Source organism: Bradyrhizobium sp. 157, assembly GCF_023073815.1.
GTDB lineage: Bacteria > Pseudomonadota > Alphaproteobacteria > Rhizobiales > Xanthobacteraceae > Bradyrhizobium.
On sequence record NZ_JADPKF010000060.1, the window covers coordinates 178265 to 196086 of the forward strand.

At 60.4% G+C, this 17822-nt stretch carries 15 protein-coding genes, 1 tRNA gene and 1 pseudogene; 12 read left to right on the plus strand and 5 right to left on the minus strand.

Features of this window, described 5'->3' with window-relative positions; genetic code table 11:
- Positions 1 to 46 precede the first annotated feature (46 nt).
- The 10 genes from IVA95_RS13260 to IVA95_RS13305 all read left to right on the plus strand — a co-directional run bounded on the left by IVA95_RS13260 (position 47) and on the right by IVA95_RS13305 (position 10578).
- Positions 47 to 3391, plus strand: a complete 3345-nt coding sequence (locus IVA95_RS13260; RefSeq protein WP_247510884.1) for an adenylate/guanylate cyclase domain-containing protein — start codon at positions 47 to 49, stop codon at positions 3389 to 3391.
- Positions 3392 to 3786: 395 nt separating this feature from the next.
- Positions 3787 to 4179: a thioredoxin family protein gene (locus IVA95_RS13265; RefSeq protein ID WP_247510885.1), complete on the plus strand. Its 393-nt coding sequence runs from the start codon at positions 3787 to 3789 to the stop codon at positions 4177 to 4179.
- A gap of 83 nt (positions 4180 to 4262) precedes the next feature.
- Entirely contained in the window at positions 4263 to 4985 is a 723-nt protein-coding gene (locus IVA95_RS13270) for a cytochrome c biogenesis CcdA family protein (protein WP_247510886.1), read from the plus strand.
- 79 nt (positions 4986 to 5064) lie between these two features.
- Positions 5065 to 5211, plus strand: coding sequence for a hypothetical protein (locus tag IVA95_RS13275; RefSeq protein WP_247510887.1), 147 nt, complete (start codon positions 5065 to 5067; stop codon positions 5209 to 5211).
- A gap of 6 nt (positions 5212 to 5217) precedes the next feature.
- Complete coding sequence (locus IVA95_RS13280; RefSeq protein WP_247510888.1) at positions 5218 to 5526, plus strand: DUF302 domain-containing protein; 309 nt, start codon at positions 5218 to 5220, stop codon at positions 5524 to 5526.
- Positions 5527 to 6594: 1068 nt separating this feature from the next.
- Entirely contained in the window at positions 6595 to 7596 is a 1002-nt protein-coding gene (locus tag IVA95_RS13285; RefSeq protein ID WP_247510889.1) for a TRAP transporter substrate-binding protein, read from the plus strand.
- 127 nt (positions 7597 to 7723) lie between these two features.
- The gene (locus IVA95_RS13290; RefSeq protein WP_247510890.1) at positions 7724 to 8299 is read left to right on the plus strand and encodes a TRAP transporter small permease; all 576 of its coding nucleotides are present in this window, start codon (positions 7724 to 7726) and stop codon (positions 8297 to 8299) included.
- Positions 8296 to 9621, plus strand: a complete 1326-nt coding sequence (locus tag IVA95_RS13295; RefSeq protein WP_247510891.1) for a TRAP transporter large permease subunit — start codon at positions 8296 to 8298, stop codon at positions 9619 to 9621. The genes IVA95_RS13290 and IVA95_RS13295 overlap by 4 nt, the downstream gene beginning before the upstream one ends.
- Positions 9622 to 9751: 130 nt before the next feature.
- The gene (locus IVA95_RS13300; protein ID WP_247510892.1) at positions 9752 to 10324 is read left to right on the plus strand and encodes a Spy/CpxP family protein refolding chaperone; all 573 of its coding nucleotides are present in this window, start codon (positions 9752 to 9754) and stop codon (positions 10322 to 10324) included.
- Between the two features lie 178 nt (positions 10325 to 10502).
- Positions 10503 to 10578: transfer RNA gene (locus IVA95_RS13305), tRNA-Lys, on the plus strand.
- A gap of 250 nt (positions 10579 to 10828) precedes the next feature.
- Here IVA95_RS13305 and IVA95_RS13310 read toward each other — a convergent pair.
- Both IVA95_RS13310 and IVA95_RS13315 read right to left on the minus strand, forming a co-directional pair.
- On the minus strand, positions 10829 to 11872 hold the full coding sequence (locus IVA95_RS13310; RefSeq protein WP_247510893.1) for a tyrosine-type recombinase/integrase: 1044 nt from the start codon (positions 11870 to 11872) through the stop codon (positions 10829 to 10831).
- Between the two features lie 536 nt (positions 11873 to 12408).
- Positions 12409 to 12870 (minus strand): annotated as a pseudogene (locus IVA95_RS13315) (transposase); the annotation flags it as partial.
- 509 nt (positions 12871 to 13379) lie between these two features.
- On the opposite strand from IVA95_RS13315, the gene IVA95_RS13320 reads away from it, so the two are divergent.
- Together IVA95_RS13320 and IVA95_RS13325 are read left to right on the plus strand one after the other, a co-directional pair.
- Entirely contained in the window at positions 13380 to 13601 is a 222-nt protein-coding gene (locus IVA95_RS13320) for a hypothetical protein (protein WP_247510894.1), read from the plus strand.
- Between the two features lie 199 nt (positions 13602 to 13800).
- Positions 13801 to 14046, plus strand: coding sequence for a hypothetical protein (locus IVA95_RS13325; protein ID WP_247510895.1), 246 nt, complete (start codon positions 13801 to 13803; stop codon positions 14044 to 14046).
- 618 nt (positions 14047 to 14664) lie between these two features.
- Here IVA95_RS13325 and IVA95_RS13330 read toward each other — a convergent pair.
- From IVA95_RS13330 to IVA95_RS13340, 3 genes are all read right to left on the minus strand, one after another.
- Positions 14665 to 14850, minus strand: coding sequence for a hypothetical protein (locus IVA95_RS13330; RefSeq protein ID WP_247510896.1), 186 nt, complete (start codon positions 14848 to 14850; stop codon positions 14665 to 14667).
- Between the two features lie 489 nt (positions 14851 to 15339).
- Positions 15340 to 15600, minus strand: a complete 261-nt coding sequence (locus tag IVA95_RS13335; RefSeq protein ID WP_247510897.1) for a hypothetical protein — start codon at positions 15598 to 15600, stop codon at positions 15340 to 15342.
- Positions 15601 to 16900: 1300 nt separating this feature from the next.
- Positions 16901 to 17539, minus strand: a complete 639-nt coding sequence (locus IVA95_RS13340) for a phasin family protein (RefSeq protein WP_247510898.1) — start codon at positions 17537 to 17539, stop codon at positions 16901 to 16903.
- Positions 17540 to 17822 lie beyond the last annotated feature (283 nt).

Genomic DNA, 17822 nt, shown 5'->3' on the forward strand with positions numbered 1-17822 from the left:
GCACACGCTCGATCTGGTAGAGTCCACACCAGCCAGGAGAAAGGCCGTGGACGAGCTGGAGCGCTGGCTGGTGCCGCTTGGCCTGGTGCAACTCGCACCCGTGTTGCGGACGAACGATGTCGATCTCAAGATCCTGCCTGAGCTGAGTGAGGCGGACCTGGAGAAGCTCGGTCTCTCGCTTGGCCAGCGCAAGAAGCTATTGAAAGCGGCCGCTTGCCTGCCAAAGCCCTCAGCATCCGGAGACTCGAGCGCCGCGCCGGCACCAAGCTCGAGCGCCATCTCTTCGGCCGAACGGCGGCAGCTCACCGTGATGATCTGCGACCTCGTCGGCTCGACCGCACTATCGGCTGGTCTTGACCCCGAGGACCTGCGTGAGGTGATTGGCGCCTATCACCGCTGCGTCGCTGAGACGGTCGCCCGCTTCGACGGTTTCGTCGCGAAGTACATGGGCGACGGCGTACTGCTTTATTTCGGTTACCCGCAGGCGCATGAGGACGATGCCGAGCGAGCGGTGCGCGCCGGTTTGGCGCTCATCGACGCCGTCGACCAACTGCAAACATCCGAGCGTCTTCGGGTCCGCATCGGCATCGGGACGGGGCTGGTCGTGGTCGGCGATCTCATTGGCTCGGGCGAGGCACTGGAACGCGCCGTGGTGGGTGAGACGCCCAACCTCGCGGCGCGCCTGCAAGCACTTGGCGAGCCGAACACCATTGTGGTCGGTCCCATGACGCGCCATCTCCTGGGCGATCTTTTCGAGTACCGCGATCTCGGAACGGTCGCGATGAAGGGCTTTCCGCAACCCATCCAAGCCTATCAGGTGCTCCGATCGAGCGCCGTCGAGAGCCGGTTTGAAGCCTTCCATTCGGCCGGCCTGACCCCGCTGGTCGGCCGCGAGGAAGAGCTCGAACTGCTGCTGCGCCGGTGGCAGCGCGCGACCTCTGGGGAGGGGCAGGTGGTGCTGCTCTCAGCGGAGCCCGGGGTCGGGAAATCGCGACTGGTGGCGGCCCTCCAGGAGAAGCTCCAGGCCGAACCGTACTCGCGCCTGCGCTGCTTCTGCTCGCCGCACCACCAGGGCAGCGCGCTGTACCCCGTCATCAGGCAACTGGAGCGGGCGGCCGGGTTCACCAGGGACGACCCACCGGCGGTCAGGCTCGACAAAATCGAGGCGCTGTTAACGGCCTCAAGCACCGCTGCCGAATACATGCCGCTATTGGCCGAGCTGCTATCATTGCCCTCCGACCGCTATTGCCCGGTATCGCTCAGTCCGCCTGCGAAGAAGGAGCGCACGCTTCAGGCGCTGCTCCGGCAAGTGGAGGACCTGTCTCGGCGCAATCCCGTGCTGTGGGTCTTCGAAGATGTACACTGGATCGACCCGACCTCGCTCGAGCTCCTGCAAGTAGCGGTCGATCGCGTGCAGCAACTGCCGGTGTTGCTACTCCTCACCTTCCGACCGGAGTTCTCGCCACCGTGGATCGGCCAGCCGCACGTCACGATGCTGGCGCTCGGTCGCTTGAACCGGCGTGACACCGCAGCCCTCGTACAGCGGGTGGTTGGCGACAAGGTGCTGCCCAGCGCGGTTCTCCACGAGATCATCGACCGCACGGACGGCGTGCCGCTGTTCGTGGAGGAACTGACCAAGGCTGTGCTGGAAGCGGGAGCCGAAGGGGATGCCAAGGCCGTGCTTTCGCGAACCTCTCCGGGTGCACTCGCCGTCCCGGCTACCTTGCACGCCTCGCTCCTGGCCCGTCTCGACCGTCTCAGTCCGGAAGCCAAAGAAATCGCCCAGAGCGGCGCCGCCATTGGTAGGGAGTTCACCGACGATCTGATACGGACCGTGTCGCCGCTGTCGGAGGCGCCCTTGCAGTCGGCCCTTGAACAGCTCGCCGCATCACAACTGATTTTCCGTCGTGGCTCATCGGCTTACAGCTTCAAGCATGCCCTCGTTCAGGACACCGCCTATGGCACGTTGCTGCGCGGCAAGCGGCAAGCGCTGCACGCGCGCATCGCCCGGGCGCTCGAGGGGAACTTCCCGGACATTACGGCTACCCAGCCAGAGGTGCTGGCGCACCACTTCACCGAGGCTGACCTCACGGAAGACGCTGTTACCTACTGGCGCAAGGCTGGCCAGCGCGCGGCCGAGCGCTCGGCACACGCGGAGGCGATCGCCCATCTCCGCAGGGGGCTAATGGTCGCAGAGCGGGTCGCCGATCCGGCGACACGCGCCCGCCGCGAACTCGATCTGCAGCTCGTGCTTGCGCCGGTGCTGATCACCACCAAGAGCTGGTCGGCGCCGGAAGTCGAGCAGGCCTACCTGCGCGCCCGCGACCTTTGTCGGCAAGTCGGCGATGTGGCGCAGCTCTTTGCTGTGAGTTGGGGGTTGTGGCTCGTTTACCAACAGCGCTGCGAGTTCAAGACGGCGCGCGATCTGTTGGACGAACTGTTTGCACTTGCGCGGCGGAGCGCCGATCCGGCGCTTCTTCTGCAGGCGCATCATGCTGCATGGACAACCCTTCTCAATGTCCCGGAGCTTGCCGCGTGCCGTGCGCATCTAGATGCGGGATTGGCACTCTACCGGCCGGACGCGTACCGTGCCCATAAGTTCCTCTATGGCAGCCACGACGCAGCTGTCTGCAACCGATATACCGCGGCCGCGACGCTGTGGCCGCTTGGCTTCCCCGAGCAGGCGCTTGCCGCTGCGCGCGAAGCGGTGAGCATGGCGCGAGAGCTGTCGCATCCTTTTAGCCTTGTTCTCGCTCTGGTGTTCGCGGCGATGATCTACCAGCATCGGCGGGAAGCTGAGCCGGCCCGGGAGCAAGCGGAGGCCGCAATCGCGGTCTGCGCCGAGCATGGCATCGCACCGCACCTGGCGGCGGCGGGAAACATCTTGCGGGGCTGGGCGATCGCGGTACGCGGACAGGGAGTAGAAGGGATCGCTGAGGTTCGCGACGGTCTCGCGGCCGTCCAGCCGACCGGCGTGCGCATCCGTCGACCCTATTATCTCGCGCTGCTGGCTGAAGCTTCGGCGTGGGCCGGAGAATTCGAGCAAGGATTGACCGCGCTGGCCGAAGCTGCGGCCGCTGTCGAGGAGACAGGCGAGCGGCGATGGGAGGCGGAAATCTATCGCTTGATTGGGGAGCTGACGGTGGCGAGGCGAGGCGGCGACGGGACCGAAGCAGAAGCGTGCTTTCGGCATGCGCTTGAGGTGGCGAGGCACCAGAGCGCCAAGTCCTTGGAGCTGCGCGCTACCGCCAGCCTGGCCCGGCTATGGCGTGATCAGGGCAAGCCGCAGCAGTCCCATGATCTCCTCGCGCCGGTCTATGGCTGGTTCACGGAAGGTTTCCACACTGCCGATCTGCGGGAGGCCAGGGCGCTGCTTGATGCGCTCCGGTGACGCTCCTGTGGCGTCCATCCATCAGGGCCGTTCGATGACCGCACGCGCCGACCCGGATACGCTGGTCGCCTCGGCAGAGGCCTATCGGCGCGCTCAACAAAATCGTCATGAAGCGCCAGCGCGACGTGTCGGCCGCGGTGGCGGACTGACCTCATCCACATGCTGAAGGCTTGTTCTCCTGACCCGATGCCCGGTCTGGATACACCCGCCCATCCGGCGACGACAGATAAGAATTTTCTGCCAGGCCGGTAACCTTTGCCGCGGTTGCTTCGAACCTCCAGTCGTGAACCCTGCGAAGCCCAGGCCGCTGCAGTGCACACGTAACATATGCGGCCTCCGAAACGAAACTTATCCAGATCAATAAGAAACTCATCCAGATCAACAAGGAGAATACCATGCTGACCCGCCGATTCATTCTTGGAGCCGTGCTTGCTGCCGGAACGCTCGCTGCTTCGCCGGCGTTCGCAGGTGGCGCGCATGCGTTCGATGCCAAGGCCTTCGCCGCGGCCCAGAAAGCCGGCAAGCCAATTCTGATTGCGGTCTATGCCCCCTGGTGTCCGACCTGCAAGGCACAGGCGCCGATCCTGAGCGATCTAAGGGCTGATCCAAAGTTCAAGGATCTCGTCTATTTCGTCATCGATTTCGACAGCCAGAAAGACCTGCTCAATCGGTTTGGCGTCCGTGCGCAATCGACGCTGATTGCCTTCAAGGGCGACAAGGAAGCGGCCCGCTCGGTAGGCGATACCAAGCGGGATTCGATCTTCGCCATGGTCGGAAAAGCCGTCTGACTTCGTCGTCGAGCGTGCCGGCAAAGGTGACTTGGAGCAAAGGTGACTTGGAGCAAAGGTGACTTGGAGATGGGGAAGCGTCGATGACGATCGGCAGTGCGGTTGTGGCGTTCCTCGCGGGAATCCTTTTGATCCTTTCACCTTGCGTGCTCCCGATACTTCCAATCGTGCTCGCTACCGCGGCATCGAGCCATCGTCTGGGACCGTTGGCGCTTGCTGCCGGGTTGTGCCTCTCGTTTGTCGGCATCGGATTATTTCTGGCGACGGCCGGTCACTCGATCGGATTGGATGCCGACCGGCTGCGCTACGTGGCGGCGACGCTGATCATGCTTGTGGGCATCGTGCTCGTCGCTCCGCGGCTACAGGCGCAGATCGCGGTTGCAGCGGGCCCGATCGGAAATTGGGCCGACAGCAGGCTGGCAATGAGCCGCGCAAGCGGTGTTGCCGGGCAGTTTTGGATCGGGGTCCTTTTGGGTGCCGTATGGAGCCCTTGCGTAGGGCCGACGCTTGGCGCAGCGTCGTTACTGGCCGCCCAAGGCAAGGATCTTGGTCAGGTAGCGCTGACGATGCTCGCGTTCGGGATCGGCGCGGCACTGCCATTACTTGGGTTGGGATGGCTTTCCCGGGAAACGATGGCGCGCTGGCGTGGCCGATTGTTAGCCGCGGGCAGCGGAATGAAGATTGTGCTCGGCCTTTTGCTTCTCGTCGTCGGCATGCTCGTCATTTCGGGGGCGGACAAGGCGCTCGAAGCCTTCCTGGTCGAAATTTCTCCGGAATGGCTGACCAATTTGACCACGCGGTTCTAGAAGTTGTGTCGGCAGGTTGAACTCGAAGGATTGTGGCGGCTACCTGAAAGTTGGAAATCCGGTTAGGAGGAGAAGTCCGATGAAACTCATTGTCGCTTTCTTGGTGCTCCTGTTTGTGACGCCGGCGTTCGCGAGCGACGGTATCATTACGAAGTCGAGCAACTACTCGGTGAACGATACGATTTCCCGCTTTGCGGCGGCGGTCAAATCAAGGGAGGGCGCATGATTCATTGTGTTCACCGAAATCGACCACGCCGCTGCGGGAAAGAAGTTCGGCATCGATATGCGCCCGCGCACGGTGCTCATCTTCGGGAACCCCAAGCTCGGCACCCCGGTAATGGCAAAGACGCCATTGCTGGCGATCGACAATCCTCCGAAGGCTCTTGTTTGGGAGGATGACCAGGGCAAGGTATGGCTGTCCTATAATTCAGCCGACTATCTGTATAAAACAATCTACCCGCGGCATGGACTGGAGACTCCACCCAACTACGCGGCGTTTGCGAAGGTCTTGAGCGACATAACCGACGAGGCGACGAAATAGAGGGCGGCTCCGACGACCTCCAAGGCTCACTTCCGCCACGTCGCAGGGATTAGCGGAGTGCAATCTTCGCCAGGGCATGGTTGTGGCGGCACGGCGGGAATCACGCCCGCGGCTAATTCTATGATCTGCAAAGTGCTTCGCGTCGTACGCACGCGAACTTTCAACGCATGACTGCGACAAATCAATCCGAGGCAAATCACTTCTGATTTTCAGAAATCGTGTCAAGTCCCGGAAATGAAGAGAATCAAAAATATTTCGCTTAACGCGAGAGGCAAATCAGCCGCATAACTCTGCCCGTCTCACCCGATCGAGGGGCGGCTCGCGATCGTCACGAACGTGCGGTGGGATGCGATGGACGCGAGAGGTGCGCTAGACGTGTGCGCCCGACGCGTACGGCGAAGTCGTGTGGTTCTGGCGCCGCGGTGCTGGCGTTAAGTCCTTTGGAAGCGAAGCTTCTCAGGGGCGACGGTGGCAAGAAAGCCGTTCACCGGGAAGAGCACGAAGTAAGCCGTAAAGCCATTGCGCAGGGAAGGCCGGGATGCTCCCGCTGTACCTGTATGCTCGTGTGCGCGTTCTTAGTGCGCAAAATGCACACGAGACCGCGGGTGCAGCAAGCACCCGGTCTTCCCTGCGCCCTCTGAACAAGAGGGCGGGAAAATTGATAGCAAAACCTCGGACGCGATTGCGTCGCGAGATCGCGAACCCACATTCACCTGTCGTCGTCCGCGAAGGTGGACGATCCAGTATTCCAGAGACGCCAGTGATTAAACCGAGAAGCGCGGCGTACTGGATCCCCGCCTTCGCGGGGATGACAGTGGTGGGTGGCGCTGTCTCCGCCCGTCATTGCGAGCCAACGGCTCGCGCGAATGCGCACCCATAACAGGCTACGCGAAGCAATCCATCGCCTTCGCGGGATATGACGGCCGCCTTTTTGCATTGCAGCAAATCCCGGCAAGCGAGGTCCCTGCTAACGGGCAATGGCAATTGGGCCAGCTTGTCTGTATTGGTGCAATGGCATGCAAGCTTCGGTACCGCGCTGGCGTGCGCCGAAGAATAACGGGAGGATACATGCGCAAACTGATTTTGGCTGCGGCATCGATCGCGGCATTGACACTGATCGGACCGGCCGCGGCGCAGTCGCCGATCGTGATCAAGTTCAGCCACGTGGTGGCGACCAACACGCCGAAGGGGCTGGCGGCGGAGAAGTTCAAGGAGCTGGCCGAGAAATACACCAACGGCAAGGTCAAGGTCGAAGTCTATCCGAACTCGCAGCTCTACAAGGACAAGGAAGAGCTGGAGGCGCTGCAGCTCGGCGCGGTGCAGATGCTGGCGCCTTCGAACGCCAAGTTTGGCCCGATCGGGGTTAAGGAATTCGAGGTGTTCGATCTGCCCTACATTCTCCCCGACCTCGCCACGGTTCGTAAGGTCACCGACGGACCGCTGGGTACCAGGCTGCTCAAGCTGCTCGAGCCGAAGGGCATGACCGGTCTCGCCTACTGGGACAACGGCTTCAAGCAGATGAGCGCCAATAAGAAGCTCATTTCGCCGGCCGACTATCGCGGCCTGAAATTCCGCATCCAGTCCTCGAAGGTTCTGGAAGCCCAGTTCCGTAACCTGGGCGTGGTCCCGCAGGTGATGGCGTTCTCGGAAGTCTACCAGGCGCTGCAGACGGGCGTCGTCGATGGGCAGGAGAACACCTGGTCGAACATCTATACCCAGAAGATGCACGAGGTGCAGAAGTACATCACCAACACCAATCACGGCTATATCGGCTACATCGTGGTTGTGAACAAGAAGTTCTGGGATGGCCTGCCGGCTGACATCCGCGCCCAGTGCGAGAAGGCGATGAAGGAAGCCACCGCCTACGGCAACGGTCAGTCGCAGAAGGAAAACGACGACGCGCTCGCCGAGATCGTCAAGACCGGCAAGAGCGAGATCATAAAGCTGACGCCGGAGCAGGACTCGGCCATGCGCAAGGCGATGGAGCCGGTCTACAAAGACGTCGCCGGCCGTGTCGGCCAGGGGCTGATCGACGAGTTCATGAAGGAAGCCAAGGGCGCGACCAACTGAGACGACGTTATCGGGCTTTCGTGCCAAGGCACGGAAGCCCTTATATATCGGGGGCTCGGCAACACACGGCCGTGAAGGAATGTGAAAGGTGAGGCGTCGTAAACGCCTGACCTGAGGGGGGACATTGATGCTGCTTCGCATCCTCGACCGGCTTGAGGAGATATTGATCGCGACGCTGATGGCGCTCGCGACCGTCATCATCTTCGTCGCCGTCTGCCACCGCTATCTGCTCGGCGTTCCCTTCCTCTTTCCGATCCTGTTCCCGATCCACCTGTCCTGGGCGCAGGAACTCTGCATCTACATGTTCGTGTGGGTCGCCAAGTTCGGCGCCGCCTATGGCGTTCGCACCGGCATCCATGTCGGCGTCGACGTCGTGGTCAACCAGATCAGGTCGCCCTGGAAGAACGCGATCGTGCTGTTCGGACTGCTTTGCGGGGCCTTCTTCACCGCCGTCATCGGCACCATGGGCGCGCATTTCGTCTACGGGCTGTACCACACCGACCAGGTGTCGCCGGACCTCGAGATCCCGAGCTGGTTTGTCTATCTCTGCATTCCGCTCGGCTCCTACCTGATGTGCTTCCGCTTCCTGCAGGTCGCGTATCGCTACTTCTTCACGGGCGAACTACCGCACCATGACCACGCCCATGTCGAGGGTGTCGATGTCGATGCGCCCGGTGCCGGCGTCGCGGAGGTGACGCGATGACCTCCTTCATCATCTTTGGACTGCTGATCCTGCTGATGCTGACCGGCATGCCGATCTCGATCGCGCTCGGTCTCACAGTGCTTACGGTCATTTATGCGATGACGAACGTGCCGACCGAGTCGGTGGCGCTAAAACTGTTCACCGGCATCGACAATTTCGAGATCATGGCGATCCCGTTCTTCATTCTCGCCGGCAATTTCCTGACCCATGGCGGCGTCGCCAGACGCATGATCAATTTCGCGACTACCATGGTCGGGCACTGGTATGGCGGCCTGGGCCTTGCCGGCGTCATGGCCTGCGCGCTGTTCGCCGCCGTGTCCGGATCCTCGCCCGCGACGGTGATCGCGATCGGCGCGATCATGATGCCGGCGATGGTCAAGCAGGGTTTTCCAAAACGCTTTGGTGCCGGCGTCATCACGACATCAGGCGCGCTCGGTATCTTGATCCCGCCGTCGATCGTGATGGTGATCTATTGCGTGGCGACCGGCGGCAGCATCGCGCTCGATCCCGCCGGCCAGCGGGTGTCGTCGGCGTCCGTGGGCCAGATGTTCATGGCCGGCGTCATCCCCGGCCTGATGATGGCGACGCTGCTTGGATTGACCACCTTCTACCGCGCCTGGAGGAATGATTATCCGAGATTGCCGCGCGCGAGCTGGGGCGAGCGCTTCACGGCGTTCCGCGAATGCATGTGGGGCTTGCTGCTGATCGTGATCGTGCTCGGCGGCATCTATGCCGGCATTTTCACGCCGACGGAGGCGGCGGCGATCAGCGCGGTCTATGCCTTCGTGATTGCAGTGTTCGTCTATCGCGACATGTCGCTCAGGGACGTGCCAAAGGTGCTGCTCGGCTCGGCCAATATGAGCGCGATGATTCTCTACATCATCACCAATGCGGTGCTGTTCTCGTTCCTGATGGCGAACGAAAACATTCCGCAGCACATTGCAAACTGGATCACCTCGGTCGGCGTCGACTGGATCATCTTCCTGCTTATCGTCAACGTGCTGCTGCTGCTCGCCGGCAACTTCATGGAGCCGTCATCGATCGTGCTGATCATGGCGCCGATCCTGTTTCCGGTGGCAGTCAAGCTCGGCATCCATCCGGTGCATTTGGGTATCCTGATGGTGGTCAACATGGAAGTCGGCATGTGCCATCCGCCGGTCGGGCTCAACCTCTATGTCGCCTCGGGCATCGCCAAGATGGGCATCACCGAACTGACGATCGCGGTATGGCCATGGCTTTTGACCATGCTGATCTTCCTCGGCATCGTCACCTACGTGCCGGAGCTCTCGTTGTGGCTGCCGCGTGCGTTGGGGATGCTGTAGCTGTGCCGCATCGCGCTGGACCAAGCGGGGTCACATTACATCTTGGTAAGGGCAGCCTCCCTTGCCAATCCTTAAGTTGAACGCCGCCTGACGCAGGCTCATCTTCATGCAACTTTTCAAGGAGGTTCGCATGAGGAAATTCACCATCGCAGCCGTCGCGGTCCTTGCCATCGCCGGCTCGACCGCCGTCTATGCCCAGCACCGCCATTGGAGCCATGGCCATATGCGGATGAGCCCGGAGGACAGGGCGGCCTATACCGACGCACGGATCGCGGCCGTCCATGCCGGTCTTAAATTGACGGCCGAGCAGGAAAAGCTGTGGCCGCCGGTCGAGGCCGCGGTCCGGGAGTTCGCCAAGCTCAGGATCGATCGCGCCAATGCGCGGATGAACGCGCAAAGGGACGATTCCAGCCAGAAGCCGGACGATCCGGTGACACGGTTGCGCGACCGGGCCGAGACCATGGCGGCCTCGGCAGCCGCAATGAAGAAGATCGCCGACGCGGCCGACCCGCTCTACAAGACGCTGGATGACAGCCAGAAGCGCCGGCTCGCCGTCCTGACCCGCATGGACCGGTTCGGGGGCAGGGAAGGCTGGCGGCACCGCGAGCACCGGGGCATGGACCGCGACTTCGATCGCCATCGCGACTATGACCGGAACAGGTATGACCGGGACGGCGACCGGGGCCGCCCCGAGCGCCTCTGACGCGCCCCTGATTGGCGCCCAGTCCGAACATGGGCGGAAGCCGCTGAAATCCAGCGGCTTTTCGCCGTTCCGGCGCTCAGCCAAAGCCCGGGAAAACTCTGCCCAGCTTGCTGGACATCCCGGGATCGCTTTGCTAAACGACGCCCTCTCGCGAAGGTTTGCCGGACTTAAAGCGTCCGGGCGCATAGCTCAGTTGGTAGAGCAGCTGACTCTTAATCAGCGGGTCCCAGGTTCGAGCCCTGGTGCGCCCACCAAGCCTCGCAAGGACTTACCACGATTTCGTATCAGAACGGACCTTTCAGTTGGGAGGTCAGTTGGGAGTTTTTGTTCGGTTTCCGTGCTCGTCGACGTGCCGTCTGCTCAGAAGCGGGCGGGGATGGCTGCGCGTTACCGCAGCGGCTATCTCCTTCCCGGCGGCGTGGAGCATTCTCTCACGCAGACGCCTTGGCGACCGGTGAACGCCTTCACCTGGAACCATCCACATCCCAATTCTGGTTTCTGCGCCTATGCATAGACCGCGCTCAGCTTCTTAATCGCTGCCTCTGCAAGTTCGACCCGACCCCCAAGGTAGTGTGCGTCGAGTATCTGCTGCACTGTTGCCATGGAGTGTCCGGTGATCGCGGCGATCTCGGGCACTGAGCAATTCGACAGCGCAAGCCGGGTGACGGCCGTTCCGCGTAAATCATGGAAGTGCAGGTCTTTCAGCGACGTCCTTTTGAATGCCTTGTCCCAGCTCGTCCGGAAACCGTCCTCCGTCCAGGGTCGGCCGAACGAATTGACCAAAATGGTGACGGCCGAGCGCTTCTCCTTGAGCGCAGCATCAAGGACCGCCTTCAGCGGTGGCCCGACCGGTATCGTTACACGCTGCCGGCCTTTGCTGCCGCGCCCTTTCGACTGACGCATCCGGATGTACGTGCCATCGTAGTGGCTCCAGGTCAGCCGTAGCAGATCTCCCTGGCGCTGGCCTGTCCAGAGCGCGAGCAGGAGAGCAGCCTGCAGCTCGATGGACGCGACACCGCAAAAGATACGGATATCCTCGGCGGTCCAGACTATCTCCGACCGATCGGATTCATAAAGGCGACCGCCGCGTTCGCAGACGTTCACAGCGATCTTGCCATGATCCTTTGCGACTGAGAGCACGCGCGCAATCGTCGTCCAAACGTAATCTGCTTTGCGCGGGGTGGAAGCGAACGTGTTGCGGAAGGCCTTGAAATCCCCTCGCGCACGTCTGTCTTCGATAGCGCCGACCGGCATAGTGCCGAATTTAGCTTCGATCAGCGCGAGGTACTGATCGTACGCGCGCTTGCTCTTATCACCAAGGCCCGTGTACTCGCTCTGATCCTTGAAGTAGTCGATGAGCGAGCTAAACGTTTCTGTGCTCTTCTTCGGCTTGGACGCGATTGCCTCACTGTACAACCGTATAAAGTCCGGCGTATCAGGTTCTGCATCGATACGTGGACCACCCTTCCAAGCGTACCAATACGTCTTGACTGTCCCATCAGCGAGTCTTTTGGTTAAGCTGTTGATGCCTCTGAGCCGCGTCCGCATTTTGCGAAGCCTTCCATTCGTCGTAGGGTGACAGTTGCGGTCGAATTTTAGAGTCGAGACCAGACATCCGGTCAAGGGCTGCATCGATAGCTTTTCTATCCCATTTGCGTGTTCCAGGAATCGGTCTCGGCATGATTCCGCGTCGAACCCAGTCGTTGAACGCTGACAGCGACTCGCAACCTGCGTAAGCCGCAGCTTGTTCTTTCGACATGCCACGTGGCTCGGTCACTCGGCGCTCCACTGCCGCCACTTTTGAATGGTGCTGAATTTCGGCAGCACTGTTCTTGATGAAGGCCGAAGCGGCTGCCGACAAAAGGGTAGGGAGCTGGCAGTCGCATATTCGGTTAGCGTGGAGTGGAAATAGGATAGGTCTATGTGCGCGAACTGGAATTGCTTAGGGGATTTACGTGATCGAGTTGTATCTGGTGCGGTTATCCCAACTCGCGTTCGATGAGACCACGGATTTCACTAGCCGGCCACCGGGCTCGAACCTGCAACCTGACCGTTATGAGCGGCGGTGAGCGACAATTTTGAGAGGCGGTGGTCCAGTAGCGCCGCAGCATCTTGCCGTCTTCCTCGCTCGTAAAGCGATATGGCAGCCGCTCCCCGGCTGGACAGCGATAGGCGTCCTCCTCTGGCAAATAGGCAAAGTCCTGTTTACCGAAGCGCCCATCCGATTTGGCACCCGACGTCTGTGGCTTGGGCAGAGTTACGGTGATGCCGGCCTCGTGGCATGCGAGGATCTCCGGGCTGCGGAAGTAGCCGCGATCGGCCACGGCCTCGAGTGTCTCGGTCTTTAGAACAGCCTTCGCCTGCGTAGCCATATTGGCAAGTTGTGCCCGATCTGAGCCGCTGTTCGTCACCTCGTGCGCCACAATCAGATGATGCTCGGTGTCCACGGCGACCTGCACGTTGTAGCCGACAACACCGGAGCCCCGGCCGCTCGTTGCCATCGATCGGCTGTCGGGATCGGTCAGGGAGATTTGCTGGTCGGGCGAAGTAAGCATCTGCTTCTCGTAGACATCAAGCTTGCCCATCTCCTGTCTGCTTGTCAGAGTAGACCGGAAGTCACTGGCCCATCCCTGTTCGGTGCGTGCGAGGACCGAGACGATGGTGGATTGCGGGAAGTAGGCGAATTGGATCTCCGATGAGGAGCCATGAAGCATCTCACCATGCTCGACGGTGATTGTCGTCATGTGAGGTTTCAGTTCGGATCGGGTTGCAGAGTCGAGCAAAGTCAAAAGGTGATTTTCAGCGGCCATATTAGCTCCAGCACAAAACCAGGCGGGAGCTTCAACCCTCTCTGTCACCAATACCTGAGGGCCGAATTCGGTGATAGATCACGGTGGGCGCAAAGAGAGGCAATAGCCAGTTAATTGTGCGCTGATAGTCGGGTATCCGACAGTCTGGCGGACCTATTTGCCCTCTTGAAGAAGTGCGGGACAGATATCCGCCAATTGAGGCGCCCTTAACGCTCTGGTTCAAAACGTTCTATGAAGCGGTCGGCTTGCCAAAGCTCAACGGCGTGGCCATCAACGGCGATTTTTGCGAGCCTCCTCGCCTCTTTCTCATCAAAGCAGCGGAGATCAACCCGGTTGATAATGTGGCCGTCGGGCCCGATCACATAGCGCGGTATTCTTCCATCGCTCTAAAGCTGCCCCCTGAAAACCTAGCTAAGCCTACAACGGGTACCGACGGGGCTGCTATTTTAAGAATGGTGACGGCTTGACGAGTCTTCATGTTGTGTCAGGCGCCCGACATTTCAGCCGGCCCGACTTACGTATGGCTTCCGGGTCACGATGTCGCATCCGCGTTGTCACGTCGTCCCGGTGCGATGATTTGCATGGCTCTTTCTGACGACGGTCGGAACCGGACAGACAAAACGGGCGTTTAAGCGAATATTTGGGGGACCGAGGAAGGGAAGATCAATGATCACTGATACCTTCGATCGCCTAACTATAGCTAAAATGGAAGTCGCTCTTGAGCGTGCGTGCTTAGTTCTTCCAACTGGCAGCGATAAACACAATGCCCGTCGAATCATTGCCAGCAAAATAATTGAATGTGCCAATCGTGGCGACGCCACCCTGAGCAGGCTTACTGAGGTCGGATACGCCGCTGCGGTTCAACTGAACTGCTTCGGTCAATCCGTCAGGAAGAAAGAGGCCGCCAACTAGGAGTTCTTACTTCCGGTTGACGCGCTGCCACGCCGTGACGGGAGGTATTGCAGGATGGCGTTCCTAACATCAGAGCCGACGCTCTACCGGCTTGCGGCTGCTGCCGCGATTGAGGGAAGTGGGTTGAGGCGCTGTCGCACCTCGCCCCGGTGCGACGCCTCGGCTCCTGAAGGGATTCAGGGCCAATGCTGGGGCCCTTCGCGCCTTTAAGATGTTGCCGGATTGCACCGGTGCCATTGAAGAAGCTTACCCTTCAGTCTTCTGTTCAATATTGGACAGACGTTGCCAATTTTTCCCGCTTCTATCGGGCGGCCAGATAGGTACCCACTACTCTGTTTGGCTGTTTGCAAAGTGAATACTTTGATGGCCTCGGTGCACGGCTCGCGTCGGGGCCATTTTTATGGCCCCAACGACTTATAAGAGGAATTTGACTCCAATCATCTTTCCCATTCGCCAAATAGCTATGCACCTGATGCGGTCAGAGGCGACCACCAATGTAAATTGTGCCGGAAGCTCGATCGCGCTGGCTACCTCCAACGCCGCTCCAGTCTCGGACTGGTTACGAACGAGACACGCCGTCGCGTGCCCGCTAAACTCAATGCTCGCCACCTTCATACCTCACGCTGACCACTTGTCTTCTTCGCGCCTGTCTTCGTCTTCGTTCAGGCGCTCTGCGATTTCGGCAGCGACGGCGGGAGTCTCCGCATCTGCGATGGGAGTACCGTCCTGCTTCTTTATCTTCTGACCTTCGACATCCACGGGAAAATCTTCGGGCCTTAGTGGCGTCTTTGAATTCGGCGTCATGTCCTTCCTCCCTCCGTTGCGCCGGGCGATTGCTGCTCTGGCTTAAGCTCCGCGCGAGGAATGGTTCCTAAAGCTGATAGGCCGTCGACGCATTTGGTCGCAGCAAATGAACGAAAGCGGCGCCTGGGAGATTGCCGATGCTTCCAGAGGTCTTAGGAGAATGACCATGAAAGTATCAGCGATCGCGTTAGCATTGTTCTTTGCGCTCGGCTCAACATTGGCTGTCGCCCAAGGTGGTGGTGCCGGAGGAGCTGGCGGAGCTGGGGCGGGCGGCGCAGGCGCCGCAGGAGCCGCCGGTGACGGCGGTGCAGGCGCTTCCGGCGGAGGGGGCCCCCCGGGAACAGCTGGCACAAGGGCTAGCGGCAGTCCTGCCGACGTAAGGACGCCAGACGATGAAATGAAAAGGCCGAAGAAGTAAATCGGCCGGCTTTGCCGACCAAAAACATCTGACCGTTGAAAGGCGGCATGGTGGCACCCCGGACTAGTGCGTCAGGCGAACAGCTCGGCGCCGGCGGGCGTGAAGGTGACGAAAATCCCTGACTCATGCAGCGTGAGCCAGCCGCGGTCGATCGCGAGCTTGAGGCCAGCGCCGTACTCGGCCGGGCTGCCGCCATCTCGAAAAAGAAACGGCTCGTTGATTTTCTCGATGTGGATGCGCCCTTGAACCGGCTCGACCGCGTTCGCGATCTCGAGGATCCGGCGCGCGGCTTTTTTCCGGGTCGGCGTAGGGCGGGTGGTGGCATATTTCATGCGGCGACCTTGTGTTCCTTGTCTACACCGCGCGCGACGATCCTGGTCGCTTCGTTGGGCAATGGCCTCTGTAGAGCCTTGGCTTCATCCCACGGAGCTCTGTGAGCCGTCCCGGCAGCGCATGTAGCGTTTTCATGGACCGGTATCGTCTTGGGTCGGCGTACGATGTTCAACGGTACGGTCTGGTGAGTGTTGTAGCCCAGGCACTTCACTTCGAGGTAGAGGTAGCCGGCGTTGAGCGCGTCTTGAGTGCACGGGTTAACAATGGCTTCTTTGAAACCCGTTCCTTTGCTCTGCTCGGATCCAGGCTGCCGCCGGTTCACGCTGGCGGGCCTGCAACCAAATCGCCCCTTGTGTTCACTTCTGGACAGACGTTGCCATTTTTTCCTGGTTTAATGGCTGCTTTCCTGCCTACAAAAGTATACTAGCGTAATCGCCCGGCGGTCGAAATGACCGCCGGGCTTTTAGCGTTCGTGGCCTGCATGGTCGATTAGCGACTCCGTCTATTCCACAAGGCGTAGCGTCCGGCGCCGCTTCATTCGATCAATAGCGTGGACAACCTCATCTCTATCGAGAACGGCTATCAGCCGGTGCACCGTTCCCGTGGCGTCTCGCGGGCCGGGTGCAATGTATTCCCCAAGGATGCGCCTGGCATCCTCGATAGCCCGCAATACGGTGTCTTGATCCAGCTATTTCGCTTTCCGTAACGTTACGGTGTGGATACTCGCGAAGGAGGTTGTACGAGGTGTTCGGGTGGTCCACGCCCGTCGTTGCAGCGCACTCTGAAGCTTTTGGTAGCAAACGGGTAGCCTTCAGTCATACCAGCTGCGCCGTTAGTTGTGTTCCGCGGTCACCTTCCGTTCTTGGCCGTTACAAGTCGAACGATGTCGGCATTCGACGATAGAGCTGACACAGGATCGGGCTGGGGGAGGTGCGGTAGCTCTCGCGCTTAAATGCCAGCACGTCCCCGCTTTAGACCTGTGCTAAACTTACGACTCCAATCAATTCGCGATCGCAACCTTTTCTTCCTTGGCACTTTCACCGTCGTCAAAGGTTTTCAAGAGAAACCGCTCGTCTCCCTCTTCAACCACCTCGATCTGCACCGGCTTCTTCGCCAACTGCGGAGGTTCGGTGCGGCGAGCGACTAGTTAAGCGTCTCTTCCACCGGTGAAGACGGGCCAAGCCCTGGTCGTTGCGCTCCACCTCCGCCTGAACGATGTCCGCTCCGATAGAAATATCACCGCTCGGGAAAGAGCGGTTGCCAGCAGCCGCTCTTTTCAGTTGACCTGTAAACTCGGGTTTAGGCGACGCGCCGGATCTCTTCCATAGTTTGTTTGATCTGCTTTCCGGTTTCATCGGCCATTTTGAGCGACATGTCGGCTATCCGACGGCTGCTTTCCAAAGCGGTTTCCACGGTCTCCCGCACCATGTCACTTTGTACGGCTGCAAAGTCCTGTGGAGTTCGGCACGTCCACAACTCGTTCATGTGGTCCATGTTCTTCTCGACCTGGTGCCGGACCATCTGGAAGTACTCTTGAGACATTCCACCCATCATTCTCGCGGCAGCGGTGCTGCTGTAAAGCAGCGTTTGCGCGTTGCGGGCCGACCGTTCCGTTGCCTCCATAGCCTGTTGCACCCCTTCTCCTGACACGCCGAGCGTGCGACCAAGTTGCTCGGTAGTCCGTCCCATGGCCGAGGTCGCGGTTTCCAGGCCGAAACGCCATGCGTTCTGTAACGTCTCGACGTTTTGCTTGAGCATATCCGCACTTGCTCGAGCCACTTGCTCACCGGCTTCGGCGGCAGCTTGCCCGACACGCGACGTCTGATCGGCCGCAGCTTGTCCGATACGCGTGGTCTGCTCAGCAGCCCTGTCGCTGGCGCGGCGGGCTGCGTCTTCCATGCCTTGCGTAGATTTGTCCTCCTGGCGTGGATTTGCCATCTTCGTTCTCCGCTGATTTGCAGTTTGATGACTTGCCCCGGCTCCTTGGGAAGAACCAGATCTGGGTGAGACCGTTCCTAAGCCCTCCGGTCTTTTCATTGCGCTTGGCAATCGGCAATTATTGCCGCGTACCTATTTCTCTCACTTTGAGCGCGTTCATTGTTGCTCGGCTCGGACGGGTGGCTTTGGCCTGATGTGCATCCATTACGATCAACCGGAGGGCGCCCCGCCTCCGCTTGGACGACACCGCGGGCCGGCGTCGGGCGGCGGATCGTGACAAAGC

What these genes read in the sequence shown, in the direction of transcription:
- IVA95_RS13325 (WP_247510895.1), top strand. Translation starts at nt 13,801, where the DNA reads ATGATCACTGATACCTTCGATCGCCTAACTATAGCTAAAATGGAAGTC.
- IVA95_RS13285 (WP_247510889.1), top strand. Translation starts at nt 6,595, where the DNA reads ATGCGCAAACTGATTTTGGCTGCGGCATCGATCGCGGCATTGACACTG.
- IVA95_RS13330 (WP_247510896.1), bottom strand. Translation starts at nt 14,850, where the DNA reads ATGACGCCGAATTCAAAGACGCCACTAAGGCCCGAAGATTTTCCCGTG.
- IVA95_RS13295 (WP_247510891.1), top strand. Translation starts at nt 8,296, where the DNA reads ATGACCTCCTTCATCATCTTTGGACTGCTGATCCTGCTGATGCTGACC.
- IVA95_RS13290 (WP_247510890.1), top strand. Translation starts at nt 7,724, where the DNA reads ATGCTGCTTCGCATCCTCGACCGGCTTGAGGAGATATTGATCGCGACG.
- IVA95_RS13340 (WP_247510898.1), bottom strand. Translation starts at nt 17,539, where the DNA reads ATGGCAAATCCACGCCAGGAGGACAAATCTACGCAAGGCATGGAAGAC.
- IVA95_RS13265 (WP_247510885.1), top strand. Translation starts at nt 3,787, where the DNA reads ATGCTGACCCGCCGATTCATTCTTGGAGCCGTGCTTGCTGCCGGAACG.
- IVA95_RS13310 (WP_247510893.1), bottom strand. Translation starts at nt 11,872, where the DNA reads ATGCGGACGCGGCTCAGAGGCATCAACAGCTTAACCAAAAGACTCGCT.
- IVA95_RS13335 (WP_247510897.1), bottom strand. Translation starts at nt 15,600, where the DNA reads ATGAAATATGCCACCACCCGCCCTACGCCGACCCGGAAAAAAGCCGCG.
- IVA95_RS13300 (WP_247510892.1), top strand. Translation starts at nt 9,752, where the DNA reads ATGAGGAAATTCACCATCGCAGCCGTCGCGGTCCTTGCCATCGCCGGC.
- IVA95_RS13275 (WP_247510887.1), top strand. Translation starts at nt 5,065, where the DNA reads ATGAAACTCATTGTCGCTTTCTTGGTGCTCCTGTTTGTGACGCCGGCG.
- IVA95_RS13270 (WP_247510886.1), top strand. Translation starts at nt 4,263, where the DNA reads ATGACGATCGGCAGTGCGGTTGTGGCGTTCCTCGCGGGAATCCTTTTG.